Below are 14378 nucleotides of genomic sequence, written 5' to 3'. Positions count from 1 at the left end.
AGGGAACACAATTGCAAGATGGCCGGTGTCGCTTCCCGTCCCGATTGACAGGGGAGGGCGGTCCGCCGAGCATCGGGGCATGTGCAACTTGTACCGTATGACCAAGGCCCCAGCGGAAATCGCCCGGTTGTTCGGCGCGCGCGGTGGCGCGGGCGCGAACTTCGCCGCCGAGGTCTACCCCGGCTATCCCGGCCTCGTCGTTGCCGAGGGCGAAACGCGGGTGATGACATGGGGTTTCCCGCTGATCCTGAAGGGCAAGAACGGTCAGCCGCTGAAGCCCAAGCCCGTCAACAACGCGCGCGAGGACAAGCTCGGCACTGCATTCTGGCGCCCAAGCTTCGAGCGCCGGCGCTGCCTGATCCCGGTCACCGCCTGGGCCGAGGCCGAGGGCATCAAGGGCCAGATGACCCGGACCTGGTACTCGCTGGCGGGCGAAGAAGTCTTTGCCGTCGCCGGGCTGTGGCGATCGACCGAGGAGTGGGGCGCGGCCTATTCGATGGTCATGGTGGATGGCTGCGCGCAGATGGCTGACATACACGACCGCATGCCCGTCGTTCTCGCCCGAGAAAACTGGGAGCAGTGGCTCGCGGGCACGCCCGCCGAAGCCTTCGCGCTGTGCCAGACCTGTTCCAGTGAACTCGCGGTCGATCGCACAGCCGAGCGCTGGGGTGCAGGAAGGCCCGCGGCGACGTCAGGCTGAGGGGAGGGGGGCTTCGGCGGTCGGATCAGACCCAAGCGAAAGGACCCAAGCCCATGGGCGACCGAGCCCCCGTTCACATCACCATCGGCGGCGCACTGCCGCGCGAACATCTCGAAGCCTTTGCCGCGCACGCTGCCGACTATGACCTGCGCACCGAGTGGGATGGCGAACCGTTCGATCCCGCTGTGCTGCCCGACGGAGAGCCGCTCGAGCTTTACGGAACCGAGCTCAATGGTGGGCAGATCCCCGAGATCGACGCCTTCTGCGCCGCGCACGGCCTGCCGTTCCGCCGCTGGTCCGGAGGCTGCCTCGGCGCCTATCTCCCCGAGATCATCCTGTTCGACGGGCAAGGCCCGATGCGCGACTACACGGCGAGCGAAGACGAATACGTCCTCTTCCCGCCGTCGTGGATCAACAGCTTCACGCGGCTGCGCGATCTCAAACGCGAGATGGCCCGCGCCGAGCTGACCATCCCGGCCTTCGTGGTGACCGGAGGTGCGAGCGATGACCGTAGCTGATGGGGCCCTGCTGCCCGTTCCGCGCGAAGCCGTGCTCGCCCGCTTCCCGCTATCGCGGGTGAGCGAGGCCTTCTTCGACGAGATGCTTGGCGTCCTGCCGCCGGCGCACATCGCGGGCGTGCCGGGCTTTTTCGTCACCGAGGCGGTGAGCGACGACGTCCACGCCCAGTTCGTACATGCGGGCGGCCGCTTCTACGGCGGCTATGTCGGGCTCAAGGATCGCGCGGGCCTCATCACCCATGCGCGCATCGCCGAGTTCGAGGTCGCCCATCCGGACGCGATGGAACTCGCCTGGTATCCCGACGAACCGGGGGAGGCCGTGCCATGACCCGGCACCGGATCTACGAACTCGGCGCTGGTCCGGCCGATGAGCCCTGCGCGCAGCTGGGGCAATGTGCGGACTTTGCCGCGGTCAACACCCTCGAACTGCTCGCCTACAAGGCCGCGATCATCGCCCTCAACGGCGAGCCGCCCTTGCCGCTCGGTTTTGCCCTCGTCGCCAATGCCCATGATTTCGGGACATACCGGACTTTGTGGCTTGTTTCGGCGGAGATGGCCTTGCCCGAAGACGCGCAAGGCTGGCTCGACGATATTGTTGAACCCGCCACCTGGATCGCGGCGGGATTTCCGCAGCCGGTGACCTACGAGGGCTCGCGCGCCGTCATGCGCCCATTCCGCGACGTGGTCGCTGCCGCGCTCCAGATCACCCGGCCGGGCGCCGACGGCAGCTTTTTCCCCGCTGAGAACGCGGTGCTCCACCGCAACCTGCTCGCCGCCTACGGTCCTGCCACGGTCGCTGCCGCCGACACCGGGTAAGGGGAGGGGGCTGGAGCTGGGCGTTCCTAAAGGGAGTCCAAGCCCATGCCTCGCTTCTATGCCGGGATCGGTGCGCGCGCGACGCCGCCCGAGATCCTCAGCCTGATGACGCGTGCCGCCTTCGCGCTCACCAAGCGCGGCTATGTCCTGCGCTCGGGCCACGCGATCGGCGCCGACAGCGCGTTCGAGCGTGGGGCCGGCCGTGATGCGCAGATCTTCCTGCCGGCGGCGGGTTGGCGCGGTTCGGCAAGCGCGTTCCATCCCGATACGTTCGGAGACGAGCTCTGGGGCAGGGCGCGCACTATCGCCGCCGCGCACCATCCGGCCTTTGCCGGGGTCTCGGCCTTCGTCCAGGCGCTCCACACCCGCAACGTGTTCCAGGTCTTGGGCTGCTCGCTCGATAGCCCAGCGGAATTCGTGTTGTGCTGGACCGCCGACGGCGAGGCCTCGGGCGGCACCGGCCAGGCGCTGCGGATCGCCGCCAGCCACGGCGTCCCCGTCTTCAACCTCCAGCGCGAGCGCGAACGCGCTCACGTCGAGCGCCACCTCGTCCTCTGATCCGTTCAATTCCGCGCCTGTCCGCCGTTCTATCCCTTGCCTTGGCAACGGGACGCGGGGCGCGCGCGGCAACACGAAAGTCCCAGCCATGTCCTCGATCACGCTCACGCTCGAACTTGTCTGCACTCGCGAGGAAGCCGCGCGCTTTGACGCAGTCGAGCTGTTCCTCGCCGACATCGCCGAGAACGCCGAGGCCGAACCCCCGGCCGAACTCGACGCGATCTTCGGTGCTCGGCCACGCGAGACGATCCTCGGCCTTGCCGGGCACCCGCAGCCGCTCGGGATCACCTGCCGGTATGACCGCGAGGCTGGCGTGCTGATCCTCGCCGCGATCGATGGCCAACCCAATCTCGCCGCGCTGCCGGTGCTGCTGCTCTGGCTCTACCCCGACAAGCTGCCGATTGCCTACTCCGTCCACGTGACCGAGCGGCCTGACCTTGCGGTCTGGACGATCGTCGGAATGAACCGCATTGAGATCACTCAGCACGAGGACGAGGTCGCGGCGCGGCTCGAAGCCTTGCGGGCAATCGGCGATACGCCCCGGCGTCTCGACCTGCTGCCGACCAAACCGCTGGCCCGATCGGACGACTGAACCCGCTCAGGCGGCCTGCTGCGCGTCCCAGCTGCGCCGCGGCGGCCGGCTGACGCGGGCCGGGAGCGGCTCGCCTTCCTTCCACAGCAGATGCGAGACGCCTTGCCCGGCGAGCAGCGCTTCCAAGGGTTCCGCCACCTCGTTGTCGCGGTCATGGATGTGGATAGCGCTCGCTTCCTCGCCGGTGTCCTTGAGCACCAGGCTCGCGATCGGCGTGTCGGTGTCGAGATTGACGCGCAGGCCCTTCACGAACCGCCGCTTCTCCGCCACCGCCTTGCCGACAAGGTAGCGCTCGTCGCTGGTCTCGTAGGGCAGCCATTCTCCCGTTACCGGCATCAGCGCGACCTCGATCAGGTCGAATGTCCCCTCGCGCCGCCGCGAGAACGAGCCGGCGAGAACCAGATGGCCGCTCTTGCCGTTCGGGCCATCCTGCGCCTGCCACAGCGCGAGTTCGCCCGCGAACCGCTTGTGGAACCGGCGCGCCATGTCCTGGTCCATCACGAAGGGCATGTCGCCGACATGACGCAGGACGATTCTTTCCGCGCCGTGCGCGGCAACGATTTCCTTGATCTCGCCCACGACTAACATCATCTCGTCTCGCGAGGCATAGACCCGGGCAAGCGCCGCGCGGCGGCGGGCCCGGATCTCCTCCTTTTCCTCGACCTTGAAGCTTTCGGGCACGAACAGCACGTGGGGCAGGGCTTCCTGCTTGGTCCGGCAGCTTGCCGCCGCCTCGAGCAGCGCGCGGCGCACCACGAACCATGTCCGCTTGCCCGCCATCTTGGGATGCCAGTGTGTGAGCTCCGCCCGGTCCCACAGGACATGCAGCAGCCCGCGCATCGACAGCTTCTGACCCGACGATTTCACCGTCGGCTTGTCGTTGGTGAGCGCCGCGGGCGCGAGCCGGGCGGCCCCGCGCGAGAGCGGGAAACCGAGCTTCAGGCTGGTCTCGCCGCTCGTCTCATCGTCGAGTACGGCGCTCCCACGCACCTGGCCCATGCCGGTCAGATAGTCCGGTGCCTCGTAGTGATCGCAGGCGGTCGCATGGCGCGCGCCCGAGCCCGGCCAACGCGCGAGCACGTAGCCATTCTGCCGGTGCGAAATGTAGAGGGGGAGTTCGGTGCCCTTGCGGCATTCGCAAGTAACAGGGACTTTGCGCTCGTAGGCCTCGCGCAGCACGTGCTGAAGTTCTTCGCCTTCGGCCACGCTGCGGCCGAGCACACGGTATCGCTGGATCATTGGGGTCTGCTCCAATTTCTCGCGATCGACGCTGCCCGTTCGACCTCTCGCGCATCTCCTTCGTCTGACGCGGCCCCGGATGGGCACGCTGGGCCAGTCTATGCCGGCGGTGCGAGTGCGGCAAGGTCTGCTGTGTCCGGGGGTGGTGTGTGGAAAACCCCGCTTCGGCTTGGCTTGCGAGTTCCACGCTGGCATCACGGCGCGATGACGGCGTCCGACCAGCAATTTTCCTTGTTCGATCTGGATCTCGACCCGGTGGTCGAGGACCGCAAGAGCGCGACCACGCCCACGGGGCGCTTCAGCAACTTCATCGTCTACGTCGATGAGAGCGGGGATCACGGCATGCAGACCGTCGATCCCAACTACCCGCTGTTCGTCCTCGCATTCTGCGTCTTCTACAAGAAGCACTACAGCGAGAAGGTCGTCCCGGCGCTCGAGAAGTTCAAGTTCAACCACTTCGGCCACGATATCGTGATCCTGCACGAGCGAGAAATCCGCAAGGAAACCGGCCCCTTCAAGTTCGCTAACGAAGCCGAGAAGCTGGGTTTCATCGATGGCCTCAGCGGTATCATCGACAAGTCGAACTTCATCCTGATCAGCTGCGTGATCGACAAGCACCGGCTCGGCGCGCGCGATGTCGAACGCGACAACCCCTATCATCTCGCCCTCGGGTTCTGCCTTGAGACGCTCTACGAGTTCCTCATCGAGAAGAACCAGGACGCCAAGAAGACCCACGTGGTCTTCGAGTGCCGCGGCAAGAAGGAGGACAAGGACCTCGAACTGGAGTTCCGCAGGATCTGCGACGGCGAGAACAAGCTGGGGGCGCCCCTGCCTTTCGAGATTGTCCTTGCCGACAAGAAGGCGAACTCGTCCGGGCTCCAGCTCGCAGACCTGGTGGCGAGGCCAATCGGCATGAGTGTGTTGCGGCCGAGCCAGGACAATCGCGCATTCGAGGTCCTGACCCGCAAGTTCTATTGCGACGGCGGGCGCGAGAATGTTGGCAGCGGCTATGAAAACTGGGGGCTCAAGGTTTTCCCGCCCCAAATAAGCGAAAAGCCCCGATGAAACTCACCGAGGCTATGACGCCGACCGGGAACCCCCAGTCCACTTGTGTTCCCTATATGCGCACTCCCGGCCAATTGACAACGGGAACATTGTGCCAACCCGCCCGAGCTGGCGCGTGGCGACCGGGCGCGTGATGGATGACCTCTTCGCTTCGCAGCCCATCGCCGGCGCAACGCTAGCGCGCAGCGACATCGAGCGCCTGATCGGCAAGGGGCCGCGTACACTCATCGACTGCGACCTCGACGAGGCCGACCTCTCCGGGCTCGACCTCACCCGCTGGCGCTTCGAACGCTGCAACCTGCGGCGCAGCGATCTTGCGGGGGCAAAGCTTGAACGTACGGTCTGGCAAGGCTGCCGGGGACCGTTCGCCAATTTCTCGGGCGCGAACCTCAGCGAAGCCGAGTTCGTCGGCGGCGACTGGAACAATTGCGCGATGCGCCGGGCCACCCTGACCTCGACCCGGTTCACCGGCTCCAAGCTCACCGGCGCCGATTTCACCGAGGCGCGCGCCATGCACATCCACTTCGAGGAAGTCCTGCTGGTCTCGGCAAAGCTGCCCGGATTCTCGTTCCGCAAGGAGAGCCTGCGCCGGGTCGATCTGTCCGGTGCCGATCTGCGCAAGGGCGATTTCCGCATGACGGTGTTAGAGGACTGTTCCTTGCGCGAAGCGATGGTGGCGGGATCGCGCTTCGAAGGCTCTGACTTGCGCGGCGCCGACCTTGGCGGGCTGCGCCTGGTCGATGCCGGGCTGTTTCGAGGGGCGACGATCTCGCGCGAGCAGGCCGGGCAATTGCTGGTCGAACTGGGGCTCAACGTCCGGTAGCCGCAGGGCGGGACCGCTTGTCTCAGTCCGCGGCGCGCTCGTCCTCGTCCAGGTGTTCGTTTAGGCCTTCGGCAAGGCCGAGGCACAGCGCGGCTTCCTCGCGCGTGAGCATGATCTCTTCAGCACCGAACACGGCAAGCTTCGTGCGCAGGACCTGCGCCATTGCGCGCGCCACCTGCAACGCGCTTGGCATTTGCTGTGGTTCAGCCATGGGCCGGGATCCTTTCCCTTGGGCGGCTCTGCCTGCGGCAGCGGGGCCGGACAAGTTAAGCTGGAGGGACGAGCATACCGGTTTTGGTGGGGTTTGGCGAGGTAGAGAGGCAAAGGGGCACCCCGGAGCCCGCGCCCCGCGCGGGCCCCGCGGCGACCCGCTCTACTCGCTAGGGCGGAGCGTCGGCGCTGTCGCACCGCCGCCCACCCAAGCTCGCCGGCATGGATGCCGGCCCTGCGGGTGACGATCGGGGCCAGTGGAGGAAGTGGTGAGGCTGGTTGGCGCGGGCGGGCGAGGGCGCTAGGCTTCGGGCCATGCCGATCGTTCTCGCTGCCGCCGCCCTTTGCATGTCGCCTTCGGTTCACGACGGCGACACGATCCGCTGCGGCCGCGAGCGGGTCCGCATCGCCAACATCGATGCACCCGAATTGCCTGACAGCCCCAAATGCCAGGACCGGCGGCGGTCCTATGCCTGGTGTGATTTTGCCGCGGGCGAAGCCTCGCGGATTGCCCTTGCGCGGCTGTTGTCGCGTGGACGCGTGACGATAACGCGGCTCGGCACCGACCCCTATGGGCGGACGCTCGCCACGGTCTCGGTGAACGGCGTGGACGCCGGCGACTATCTGGTCGCGCAAGGCCTCGCGAGGCGCTGGCGCTGAGCGGCCCTATCGAAAGAGGCGAGCCTCGCTCGCCTGCGGGCGCCAACTTGCGCATCTGACCAAGCCTCTTGCCGTGGCGCATGGCGCTGGACGGAGAGGGCCTTGGTGCGGCCCCGTGTGACCGTGCGGCACTGACCAGTAGGGAGCGGGGGCCGAGGCAGGCAATGCCCGCTGCCGCGGGCGCTGACGGGTAGGAGCAGGCCCTGTCGAAATGGCCGAGGCTGACGGGTCTGATCTTTGCGGGGATCCGCTGGGCCTGACCTGACGAAACCGCCCTTCGTTTGCCGATGAACCCTGCAGGGCCAGTCCCTGGCCGCAACCCAAAAGCAGCGGACCGTGAAGCCCTTCGGGCTTGCCGCACCACTCCTCGCTTTTGGGTTTCCCTCACATGAGTTCGGTGCGGGCCCGGGCCTTTGGCCCTGCCTGTGGTGTTCATCGGCGGGCGGTTCCGCCGAGTTCAAGCCACGGAGATACCCCATGAAGAACCTCGTCATCCTGATCGGCCGCATCGCTGCCGCTCCCGAAACCCGCCACGCCGGCGAGACCGCGATCACTTCGTTCACCCTCGTTACCGATCGCCCCAAGCTGGTCGATGGCAAGACGGTCAAGAACGAGGCCGGCTACACCGAGACCCTCGCTGAATTCCACCGCGTCACTGCTTTCAACGGCCTCGGCACCTCGGTCGCCAAGCACAAGAAGAAGGGCGACCTGGTCGAGGTGCAGGGCCGCCTCCACTACTCGAAGTGGACCGACCGCGACGGCGTCGAACGCTACGCGGTCGAGATCGTCGCCGAGGAAGTCCTCTTCCTCTGACGCCCGAGCCCGGGAGGCGGCAGCGCCGCCTCCCACTAGGGCCACAGGGCCGGCCCCCATCACTCATGTAGTCGCTGCGACGGGCGAAATACCGGTTGCGAAAAAGGCAATGCGCGGCGTCTGTTTCGCACTTGCAGCATGAAGGCGTCCGACCCATATGGGGAGTGCCTTTCAGGCATCCTCTCCCAAAACTTTCCAAGGGGCCGGCGCAAGCTGGCCCTATTTTTTTACCTGCCGGATCGGCGGCTTGCCCATTTGGGCATGGCATCTGTGACACTTTGCCCTCGGATGGAGTGTCATGTTGCGCTGCGCGCGTGACATGCGCGAGGGCGGGTCATCGAGCATGCTTGCATACTGGCCAAAGTAGTCGCGGGGCAGGAGCAGCACCCTCGGTCACGCAAATCAAGTAGGGGCTCCAGCCGAAGTGTCACGGGCGACAAACGACAGGGCAGGGCACAAAGGGGATTCACAGGATTCACCTTTTGTGCTCAATACTGATCGATGGAACGAGCCCAAGAAATCACTGGCGTCGGTGGGATCTACGCGGTCCTGGTCGAAGCCTCGAACCGGCCGCGCTACGCCTTCCTCGTCCTCCAGCTCGTCGCCGAGATTGCCGACGAGCGAGGGCAAGCCGGGCCCTTCGTGGCGCAAGGCGGCTTGCCCATGCTCCTGCGTGAATGGCTCTGCTCCCAGCTCTTGCCGATGAGCGAACAACCCGCCCGGCGCGCCGCCCTGCGCGCGCGCGTGGCCGCTGCGCTGAAGGACGAACTGACCGGTGACGCTGTTCGCGATGCGGCACGCATCGAGGCCGCGGTCGAGGAGCAGGTCCAGGCGGTTGGCCGCGCCAATGTCAGCCGCGCGATTTCCGATCTGGTCCGCGCCGGGCTGATGAGCCGGCACTATGCGGGCTACGCCACCAACCACAAGAACCGCGGCGGCGGACGCCATGCGGTCTATGTGATCAAGCCGGCTGTGCTTGCGCTGCTGCGCAAGCCCGCGGCGCTGCGGCGTCAGGGTCCGGGCGCTGCCAATCACCAAGGCGAACTCTTCGCGGCCTGAACCCTTTGTCGAGTGGCAAGCGACGCCTCGCGCGCGCTGCGTCGACGCTCCTCTGGCGTGGTGGCAACCGATCGCCTAGGACACCCGCGACCGAGGATTGAAAAGGGTCTCGCCCGCATGGAAAACGAAGCACTGCTGGATCATGTCGCGGATATCGTGTCTGCCCATGTCAGCAACAATGCGGTCGCGGCCGCGGACCTGCCGGGCCTGATCCAGGCGGTCTACGCTTCGCTTGCCGCGCTTGGACAGGCGCCGGAACCGGCGGTGGCAGAGCTGAAGCCTGCCGTCTCGGTGCGCGCCTCGGTCAAGCCCGATGCGGTCACCTGTCTTGAATGCGGCGAGAAGATGAAGATGCTCAAGCGCCATCTCGGCACTGAGCACGGGCTGACGCCCGCCGAGTACCGCACGCGCTGGAGCCTGCCCGGTGACTACCCGATGGTCGCGCCCGACTATGCCGCCAAGCGCAAAGAGCTCGCGGTCAGGATCGGCCTTGGCCGCAAGCCCGGCCAGAGCCCGAAGGCTGAGGCTAATGCTGCGCGGGAAGCTGCACCCAAGGCGGCCGCGACCCCGGCAAAACGCAAGAAGCTCGGCGTTGCCTTTGGTTCAGCTAACGTCAGCTGAACCGCAGAATTCCGCCAAGTCCTTGATTTCATTTAACATAAGGATTATTATCAATCTTGGATTTTCGCGCCAAGTAGAGATGTCACTGCCGGGCCAGCAGCCGCTCGCAGCTTGATCCGAGCACTCCCCAAATATCGTCGAGCACTTCCATGAAATCGAGCGCGGGCAGCTCCAGTGAGCCGATATAGGCGCGCCAGCGCTGCGCCGCGATCGGGTCCAGAGCCATGACATCCGACAATCCCGGCGGGCGCTCTTGCGGGACAGGTGTAGTTCTTCGCTCGAACGTTGTTGCGATGGCCGCATCGAGATCACCGGCATTGATCTCGACGGTCTTGGGAACGGCCCAGAGGTCGTAGAAGTCTTTCATCCGCCCATTTGCCAACCCCAGTGCGACAACCGCCTGAAACTTCTCGGCGATGACCGATGCCGGTGGATAGCTGCGGATATGCGGCCGCTCCATGTCGAGCAGCGAGGGATACTCGATGCTTTGGCTGGCATTCGCCAGAGCATCGCCAAAGCCGATGTCGAGGACGACCGGTATGCGCGTCCGCTCAAGATAGGCGGCAGTTCGCAGGCGAATGCCGCCATATTCCATGTCCTCGCGGATCGGGCTCGCCGAAAGCTTCACGGTGTCGAACACCAGCCCGTCTTGGACTTCGATTGCCATAATCTCGGCGAAGACCGTCTTTACTTCACCAGGATCGTCGGAGCCGAAGCCGAGAAAATCGATGTCCCGGGTCTCGCGGTTATCGTGATCGAGCCACTGTGTGACCAGCATCCCGCCTTTCAGGATGAATCGCTCGCGGTAGTGCGACTGTGATAGGCGTAGCAGCAGCCGTTCAAGTGCAAAGCGAACCAACAGGATGTCGAAGCTCTTGCCCTGCTCGCGCGCGAGATTGAGCAAGCGTTGCTTGACCGAGGCCGCGATGTTCCGAATTGCGTCAGCCATTGAAGGTCAGCGCCTCGAGATAGGGCCGCATCGTGCCCCATGCCCCACCCTGCCGCGCTGCATCCGCAATTTGCGCAGGCGTTGCCTTGCGCTGTTCGAGTGCCGCGCGCAGCCCTTCTACCGCAACGGACCGATCGACGAGACGGCCATTGCGAAACAGATCCGCCAGTGTCTTGGCCACCGAATAGACCGGCACGTCGACGCCAGCGATCCGGTGATGTTCGATGCCCTCGCCCAGATATTTGCGCGCGAAGCGGACGATCCGTACAGGCGGATATCCTGGAACAGGTGACCAGTCCCCGGGCCCGATGGCGACCCAGGTCGAACGTGGCATCTGGTCTGTCAGGTCGTGAAACGCGAGTGCCGAGACCATAGCGATGGTCCCTTTGGGAATGCGTTTGGCCACTTCCGCGTAAGTGAGATTTCCATCGATCTCGGCGCTGGGGTCCTGGTAGAGGCCCCGGCCAATACGCACGAGGTCTCCGTGCCGCAGCGCACGCTGAATCGTTGAGCCCGCAATACCTGCCTGACGGAGTTCCTGCGCGCGGAGCAGTGCATGTCCCGCAGCAAGGCTGCGGAGCTGCTCGCGCTGCGTTGTCGCCTGCCCGGTCATGTTACAAAACCTATGATGAAATTCCATTTAGATGGTGGTTTTGTAACACCAAGCTTCACGGAAAGCCAGAGACCATTTCAGAGCCGTCGCTGGCTGCGGCTTGACCCATTTACCCTGCAAAATCGGGAATCCCCAAATTGCAGGGTAAACCCGCCGCAAAGCTGGCCTACATGCGAAGATGTCAGCCGCCGTCGGCAGAATTCGCCTGGTCGAGCAGGTCCATGAATGTGCGCGCTGCATCGCGATCGTGCTCGTCCGTGAAGGCGACGTCGAGAGTCGGTGCCGAGCCCAACATGTAAAGCAATGACCACATCGCGAACCTGCGGCCCTTGTCGGTCTCGAGCCCGAACTCGACCTGCATCCGCTCGATCCCGCTGGCCATCGCTTCGGGCGAAATGGTACCGAGATCATCGGTCCCGAAGAAGCGCCGCATCTGGTCGTCAAATTCCATCACTGATTCTTTTTCCACACCGAGCTCTACAGTTCGCAGTCTGTCCGGTTTCGCTGTCTCAGATTGAGCGGCCCCGTCAAAGTTGGCGCACTCGGTCCCGCGCGCCCTGCTGTCGCGCTCCTGCGGGTGCGGCGTACCCTGGTATTAGGCCGCCGGCACTCTTGCCTTCGGCTCCGTCGCCGTCCCGCGCCCGGGCGATGCACCGGGCTACAGTCCGACTGACTTGCTCCGGCAAGGGGTCCGTCCTTTGCTTGATTTCTTTACCTCAGCACCCTTTCAGGAGGGCCGTAAACGTCGTATGTTGGTTGAACGATGCCGAGCCTTGCAAACCAGATTCTGGCCTCCATCCCGGAGAATGTGACCGTCGATCGCGGCTCGCTTGTGCTGGCGGCTGACTATGATTCGGTCGGACGCGCGCTCAAGCAGCTCGTCCAGACCCGAAAGCTCGTGCGCGTCGGCCGTGGGCGTTACCGCAGGTCTGGCGGCCAGGCGACCTGTTCAGCCTCTTCAATCGCGGACCTCATCATGCAGCGGGTCCGGCGGTCGCGGCGCAACGTGTTCTTGCGTTCCGATTTCGACGCGTTCGGCAGCTATGACGCCGTCGGGCGAGCGCTACGCCAACATGTCGAGGCCGGCCGACTGGTACAGATCGGCTATGGTCTATATGCCAAGGCCGAGCTTTCGCCGCTGACCGGCAAGCCCGCGCCAATCGTCGGCGTTCGCACACTGGCGAGCGAAGCGATTGCCAGGCTCGGCAAATCCGTCGAACCCTCGCACTTCGACAAAGCCTATAACAGCGGACGCTCGACCCAGATCCCGACCGGCCGCACCTTGACGGTCAATGCCCGAATCCGTCGCCGTATCGGATACGATGGCAATTATGTCGTTCTCCAACCCGCCTGACCGCAGGACGCTGGGCCGGGTTGCAGGCGCCCTCGCCATCAACGAAGCTTTCGTCGAAGCTGAGTTTTGCGGTTAACCCCGAACGCCCAGATGGGGTTCGGGGGCAAAACCGTAATCTCTCTCTCATCTCGGTGGCTGAGCGAAATCAGCATCGCCATAGTATGACGCCTGGGAGATTGGCGGCCGTCAAGGATCGCGGGTGCCCCCCGATTTTGGCCTGCTGCGGCTAGCGCCTTGCGAGCAAAAATCGGCTCCCCCCACGCCCGCTACTCGCGGCGGCAGCGCGTGCGCGCCGCCGTCCCTGACCACCTGACTCCGGCGTCCTTCCGATGGGCATCTTTCATCAGCGTGATGAGAGACTTGTTGCTTTGGAGGTTATCATGACGGACCGTTTCTCGAACTTCGCCGACCTTGCCGAACACTATGCGCGCGAAATCGCCACGCCCGACTACGCCCGAGCATTCATGGAGCAGACCGAACTGGCCAAGCTCTCGATCGAACATGAGCCGAGCGCTGTCGAAATGCCCGATCCCGAGGTGGCGCAGGCGGCGATCGAGATGATGCTCGCGACCGTCTTCGACCTGTTCCGCGACACCCGGATGGAGGACTTCGCGAGCGAAGTCGCCTGGGGCATCGCCAACAGCTTTCATGTCGTCGCCAAACGCCTCGATGACCGCGAGGACGCGATGGCGAACCGGCTCCAGGAGAAGCTGCGCGAATACGATCCGAGCGAGGTTTACGCGACCGATCTGGAAGACCTGACCATGCAGGCCCGCAGCCTCGCCGAATGCCGCGATGCGATGGAATGCATGCGTGACCATGCCGCGCGGATCTACCTTGTCGAAACCGGTCGGCCTTTCTCGCCGGTACGTGGGTCCAGGGTGTCGTCCAAGACCAATGCCTCGATGATCGAAGCGCGCGACTATCTCGCGGCACAGAAGGCGCAGCGGCGCGAGCAGTTCGCCCCATCGGGTCCGGTCGTGGTGTTCTCGGGCGGGCAGCAGTTCACAGACATTGCGCTGGTCGAAGACTATCTCGATGCGATCCATGCCCGGGTCCCGTCGATGGCACTGGCAACGACCGCCCAGAACAAGGGCGCGGACGTGATCGCGGCGGCCTGGGCATCGCGCCACAATGTGCCAGTGATCCTGTGCAAGCCCGATACCTCGCGGGGACCTTCGGCGCCCTATCAGCGCAACGCGCGCATGCTCGCCTTCAAGCCTGTCGAGGCGGTGGTGTGCAGCGGTGGCGGCATCCAGGCGAACCTTGCCGACCGGCTGCGCGAAGCTCGCGTTCCCCTGCACATTGTGCGCGACGCTTCGGTCCAGAACGAGGCTCCGGCGGCGCGGACCAAAGTAGCAGCGCAAGCTGAGCGGCCTGCGATGAAGCGCACGGCTTGTGGCACCGTCAATGCCGATGACCTCCCGCCATTCTGAGCAGGGACTGCTCCGATTGCATCAACCAGAAGGGTGTCCGGCCTTACCGCCGGATGCCCTTCTTTTTTGTCGATCGGGACGCAAACTGTCATGGCCCGGCTCGCTCGCTTCTTGCCCCCGCCAGTAATGGCCTGACGGCCTGCTGGCGGGCACGCGAAGGCTTCGCATCGGCCGGGCGCTCGAGACCCGTGCCTGGGACCACCGGGTGTGCTGCCCAACAGGGTTAAATACATGGGGTAATCGCGGGGTGCGCTTCCACGCGATCAGGACGCGCTGGTCAGGTGGTTGCCCCCCGGTAGGATGAAATACGGGCCCACGATGGTGACCGGGCCCAGCATCGGACGGGAGACAA

At 65.0% G+C, this 14378-nt stretch carries 19 protein-coding genes; 14 read left to right on the top strand and 5 right to left on the bottom strand.

Features of this window, described 5'->3' with window-relative positions; translation table 11 throughout:
• The first annotated feature begins 79 nt into the window (after positions 1–79).
• The 6 genes from OLX02_RS19690 (at position 80) to OLX02_RS19665 (ending at position 3184) form a co-directional block, all read left to right on the top strand.
• Positions 80–700, top strand: coding sequence for an SOS response-associated peptidase (locus OLX02_RS19690; RefSeq protein WP_264425607.1), 621 nt, complete (start codon positions 80–82; stop codon positions 698–700).
• Between the two features lie 53 nt (positions 701–753).
• The gene (locus OLX02_RS19685; protein ID WP_264425605.1) at positions 754–1218 is read left to right on the top strand and encodes a hypothetical protein; all 465 of its coding nucleotides are present in this window, start codon (positions 754–756) and stop codon (positions 1216–1218) included.
• Entirely contained in the window at positions 1205–1546 is a 342-nt protein-coding gene (locus OLX02_RS19680) for a hypothetical protein (protein WP_264425603.1), read from the top strand. Before OLX02_RS19685 ends, OLX02_RS19680 begins: the two co-directional genes overlap by 14 nt.
• Positions 1543–2034, top strand: coding sequence for a hypothetical protein (locus OLX02_RS19675; protein WP_264425601.1), 492 nt, complete (start codon positions 1543–1545; stop codon positions 2032–2034). The genes OLX02_RS19680 and OLX02_RS19675 overlap by 4 nt, the downstream gene beginning before the upstream one ends.
• A gap of 45 nt (positions 2035–2079) precedes the next feature.
• A complete protein-coding gene (locus tag OLX02_RS19670) occupies positions 2080–2592 on the top strand; it encodes a hypothetical protein (RefSeq protein WP_264425600.1) in 513 nt (170 codons plus the stop codon).
• A gap of 88 nt (positions 2593–2680) precedes the next feature.
• Positions 2681–3184 carry a hypothetical protein gene (locus OLX02_RS19665; RefSeq protein ID WP_264425598.1) on the top strand — a complete coding sequence of 168 codons (504 nt, stop codon included), beginning with the start codon at positions 2681–2683 and terminating at the stop codon, positions 3182–3184.
• Between the two features lie 6 nt (positions 3185–3190).
• On the opposite strand, the gene OLX02_RS19660 is transcribed toward OLX02_RS19665, so the two are convergent.
• Entirely contained in the window at positions 3191–4423 is a 1233-nt protein-coding gene (locus OLX02_RS19660; RefSeq protein WP_264425596.1) for a DUF1173 domain-containing protein, read from the bottom strand.
• 204 nt (positions 4424–4627) lie between these two features.
• On the opposite strand from OLX02_RS19660, the gene OLX02_RS19655 reads away from it, so the two are divergent.
• Positions 4628–5488, top strand: a complete 861-nt coding sequence (locus OLX02_RS19655; RefSeq protein WP_264425594.1) for a DUF3800 domain-containing protein — start codon at positions 4628–4630, stop codon at positions 5486–5488.
• Positions 5489–5621: 133 nt separating this feature from the next.
• A complete protein-coding gene (locus OLX02_RS19650) occupies positions 5622–6311 on the top strand; it encodes a pentapeptide repeat-containing protein (RefSeq protein ID WP_264425629.1) in 690 nt (229 codons plus the stop codon).
• A gap of 22 nt (positions 6312–6333) precedes the next feature.
• On the opposite strand, the gene OLX02_RS19645 is transcribed toward OLX02_RS19650, so the two are convergent.
• Positions 6334–6522 carry a hypothetical protein gene (locus OLX02_RS19645; RefSeq protein ID WP_264425593.1) on the bottom strand — a complete coding sequence of 63 codons (189 nt, stop codon included), beginning with the start codon at positions 6520–6522 and terminating at the stop codon, positions 6334–6336.
• Between the two features lie 314 nt (positions 6523–6836).
• Here OLX02_RS19645 and OLX02_RS19640 point away from each other — a divergent pair, with 314 nt between their 5' ends.
• The 4 genes from OLX02_RS19640 (at position 6837) to OLX02_RS19625 (ending at position 9674) form a co-directional block, all read left to right on the top strand.
• Positions 6837–7181: a thermonuclease family protein gene (locus OLX02_RS19640; RefSeq protein ID WP_264425591.1), complete on the top strand. Its 345-nt coding sequence runs from the start codon at positions 6837–6839 to the stop codon at positions 7179–7181.
• Positions 7182–7658: 477 nt separating this feature from the next.
• Positions 7659–7994, top strand: a complete 336-nt coding sequence (locus OLX02_RS19635) for a single-stranded DNA-binding protein (RefSeq protein ID WP_264425590.1) — start codon at positions 7659–7661, stop codon at positions 7992–7994.
• A 501-nt stretch (positions 7995–8495) separates the two neighbouring features.
• Entirely contained in the window at positions 8496–9053 is a 558-nt protein-coding gene (locus OLX02_RS19630) for a hypothetical protein (protein WP_264425587.1), read from the top strand.
• Between the two features lie 117 nt (positions 9054–9170).
• Complete coding sequence (locus OLX02_RS19625) at positions 9171–9674, top strand: MucR family transcriptional regulator (protein ID WP_264425627.1); 504 nt, start codon at positions 9171–9173, stop codon at positions 9672–9674.
• Between the two features lie 82 nt (positions 9675–9756).
• On the opposite strand, the gene OLX02_RS19620 is transcribed toward OLX02_RS19625, so the two are convergent.
• From OLX02_RS19620 to OLX02_RS19610, 3 genes are all read right to left on the bottom strand, one after another.
• A complete protein-coding gene (locus tag OLX02_RS19620) occupies positions 9757–10623 on the bottom strand; it encodes a nucleotidyl transferase AbiEii/AbiGii toxin family protein (protein ID WP_264425585.1) in 867 nt (288 codons plus the stop codon).
• Entirely contained in the window at positions 10616–11236 is a 621-nt protein-coding gene (locus tag OLX02_RS19615) for a type IV toxin-antitoxin system AbiEi family antitoxin domain-containing protein (protein WP_264425583.1), read from the bottom strand. Before OLX02_RS19615 ends, OLX02_RS19620 begins: the two co-directional genes overlap by 8 nt.
• A 181-nt stretch (positions 11237–11417) precedes the next feature.
• The gene (locus OLX02_RS19610; RefSeq protein WP_264425582.1) at positions 11418–11687 is read right to left on the bottom strand and encodes a PilW family protein; all 270 of its coding nucleotides are present in this window, start codon (positions 11685–11687) and stop codon (positions 11418–11420) included.
• 312 nt (positions 11688–11999) lie between these two features.
• Here OLX02_RS19610 and OLX02_RS19605 point away from each other — a divergent pair, with 312 nt between their 5' ends.
• Both OLX02_RS19605 and OLX02_RS19600 read left to right on the top strand, forming a co-directional pair.
• On the top strand, positions 12000–12590 hold the full coding sequence (locus OLX02_RS19605) for a hypothetical protein (protein ID WP_264425580.1): 591 nt from the start codon (positions 12000–12002) through the stop codon (positions 12588–12590).
• A gap of 380 nt (positions 12591–12970) precedes the next feature.
• A complete protein-coding gene (locus OLX02_RS19600; protein WP_264425578.1) occupies positions 12971–14026 on the top strand; it encodes a DUF2493 domain-containing protein in 1056 nt (351 codons plus the stop codon).
• Positions 14027–14378 lie beyond the last annotated feature (352 nt).

Source organism: Novosphingobium sp. KCTC 2891, assembly GCF_025938155.1.
In the GTDB taxonomy this organism is placed as follows: domain Bacteria; phylum Pseudomonadota; class Alphaproteobacteria; order Sphingomonadales; family Sphingomonadaceae; genus Novosphingobium.
This window is presented reverse-complemented; position numbering and strand designations above follow the sequence as displayed.

What these genes read in the sequence shown, in the direction of transcription:
- OLX02_RS19665 (WP_264425598.1), top strand. Translation starts at nt 2,681, where the DNA reads ATGTCCTCGATCACGCTCACGCTCGAACTTGTCTGCACTCGCGAGGAA.
- OLX02_RS19690 (WP_264425607.1), top strand. Translation starts at nt 80, where the DNA reads ATGTGCAACTTGTACCGTATGACCAAGGCCCCAGCGGAAATCGCCCGG.
- OLX02_RS19605 (WP_264425580.1), top strand. Translation starts at nt 12,000, where the DNA reads ATGCCGAGCCTTGCAAACCAGATTCTGGCCTCCATCCCGGAGAATGTG.
- OLX02_RS19655 (WP_264425594.1), top strand. Translation starts at nt 4,628, where the DNA reads ATGACGGCGTCCGACCAGCAATTTTCCTTGTTCGATCTGGATCTCGAC.
- OLX02_RS19670 (WP_264425600.1), top strand. Translation starts at nt 2,080, where the DNA reads ATGCCTCGCTTCTATGCCGGGATCGGTGCGCGCGCGACGCCGCCCGAG.
- OLX02_RS19630 (WP_264425587.1), top strand. Translation starts at nt 8,496, where the DNA reads ATGGAACGAGCCCAAGAAATCACTGGCGTCGGTGGGATCTACGCGGTC.
- OLX02_RS19620 (WP_264425585.1), bottom strand. Translation starts at nt 10,623, where the DNA reads ATGGCTGACGCAATTCGGAACATCGCGGCCTCGGTCAAGCAACGCTTG.
- OLX02_RS19615 (WP_264425583.1), bottom strand. Translation starts at nt 11,236, where the DNA reads ATGACCGGGCAGGCGACAACGCAGCGCGAGCAGCTCCGCAGCCTTGCT.
- OLX02_RS19675 (WP_264425601.1), top strand. Translation starts at nt 1,543, where the DNA reads ATGACCCGGCACCGGATCTACGAACTCGGCGCTGGTCCGGCCGATGAG.
- OLX02_RS19645 (WP_264425593.1), bottom strand. Translation starts at nt 6,522, where the DNA reads ATGGCTGAACCACAGCAAATGCCAAGCGCGTTGCAGGTGGCGCGCGCA.
- OLX02_RS19660 (WP_264425596.1), bottom strand. Translation starts at nt 4,423, where the DNA reads ATGATCCAGCGATACCGTGTGCTCGGCCGCAGCGTGGCCGAAGGCGAA.
- OLX02_RS19680 (WP_264425603.1), top strand. Translation starts at nt 1,205, where the DNA reads ATGACCGTAGCTGATGGGGCCCTGCTGCCCGTTCCGCGCGAAGCCGTG.
- OLX02_RS19600 (WP_264425578.1), top strand. Translation starts at nt 12,971, where the DNA reads ATGACGGACCGTTTCTCGAACTTCGCCGACCTTGCCGAACACTATGCG.
- OLX02_RS19685 (WP_264425605.1), top strand. Translation starts at nt 754, where the DNA reads ATGGGCGACCGAGCCCCCGTTCACATCACCATCGGCGGCGCACTGCCG.
- OLX02_RS19640 (WP_264425591.1), top strand. Translation starts at nt 6,837, where the DNA reads ATGCCGATCGTTCTCGCTGCCGCCGCCCTTTGCATGTCGCCTTCGGTT.
- OLX02_RS19610 (WP_264425582.1), bottom strand. Translation starts at nt 11,687, where the DNA reads ATGGAATTTGACGACCAGATGCGGCGCTTCTTCGGGACCGATGATCTC.
- OLX02_RS19635 (WP_264425590.1), top strand. Translation starts at nt 7,659, where the DNA reads ATGAAGAACCTCGTCATCCTGATCGGCCGCATCGCTGCCGCTCCCGAA.
- OLX02_RS19650 (WP_264425629.1), top strand. Translation starts at nt 5,622, where the DNA reads ATGGATGACCTCTTCGCTTCGCAGCCCATCGCCGGCGCAACGCTAGCG.
- OLX02_RS19625 (WP_264425627.1), top strand. Translation starts at nt 9,171, where the DNA reads ATGGAAAACGAAGCACTGCTGGATCATGTCGCGGATATCGTGTCTGCC.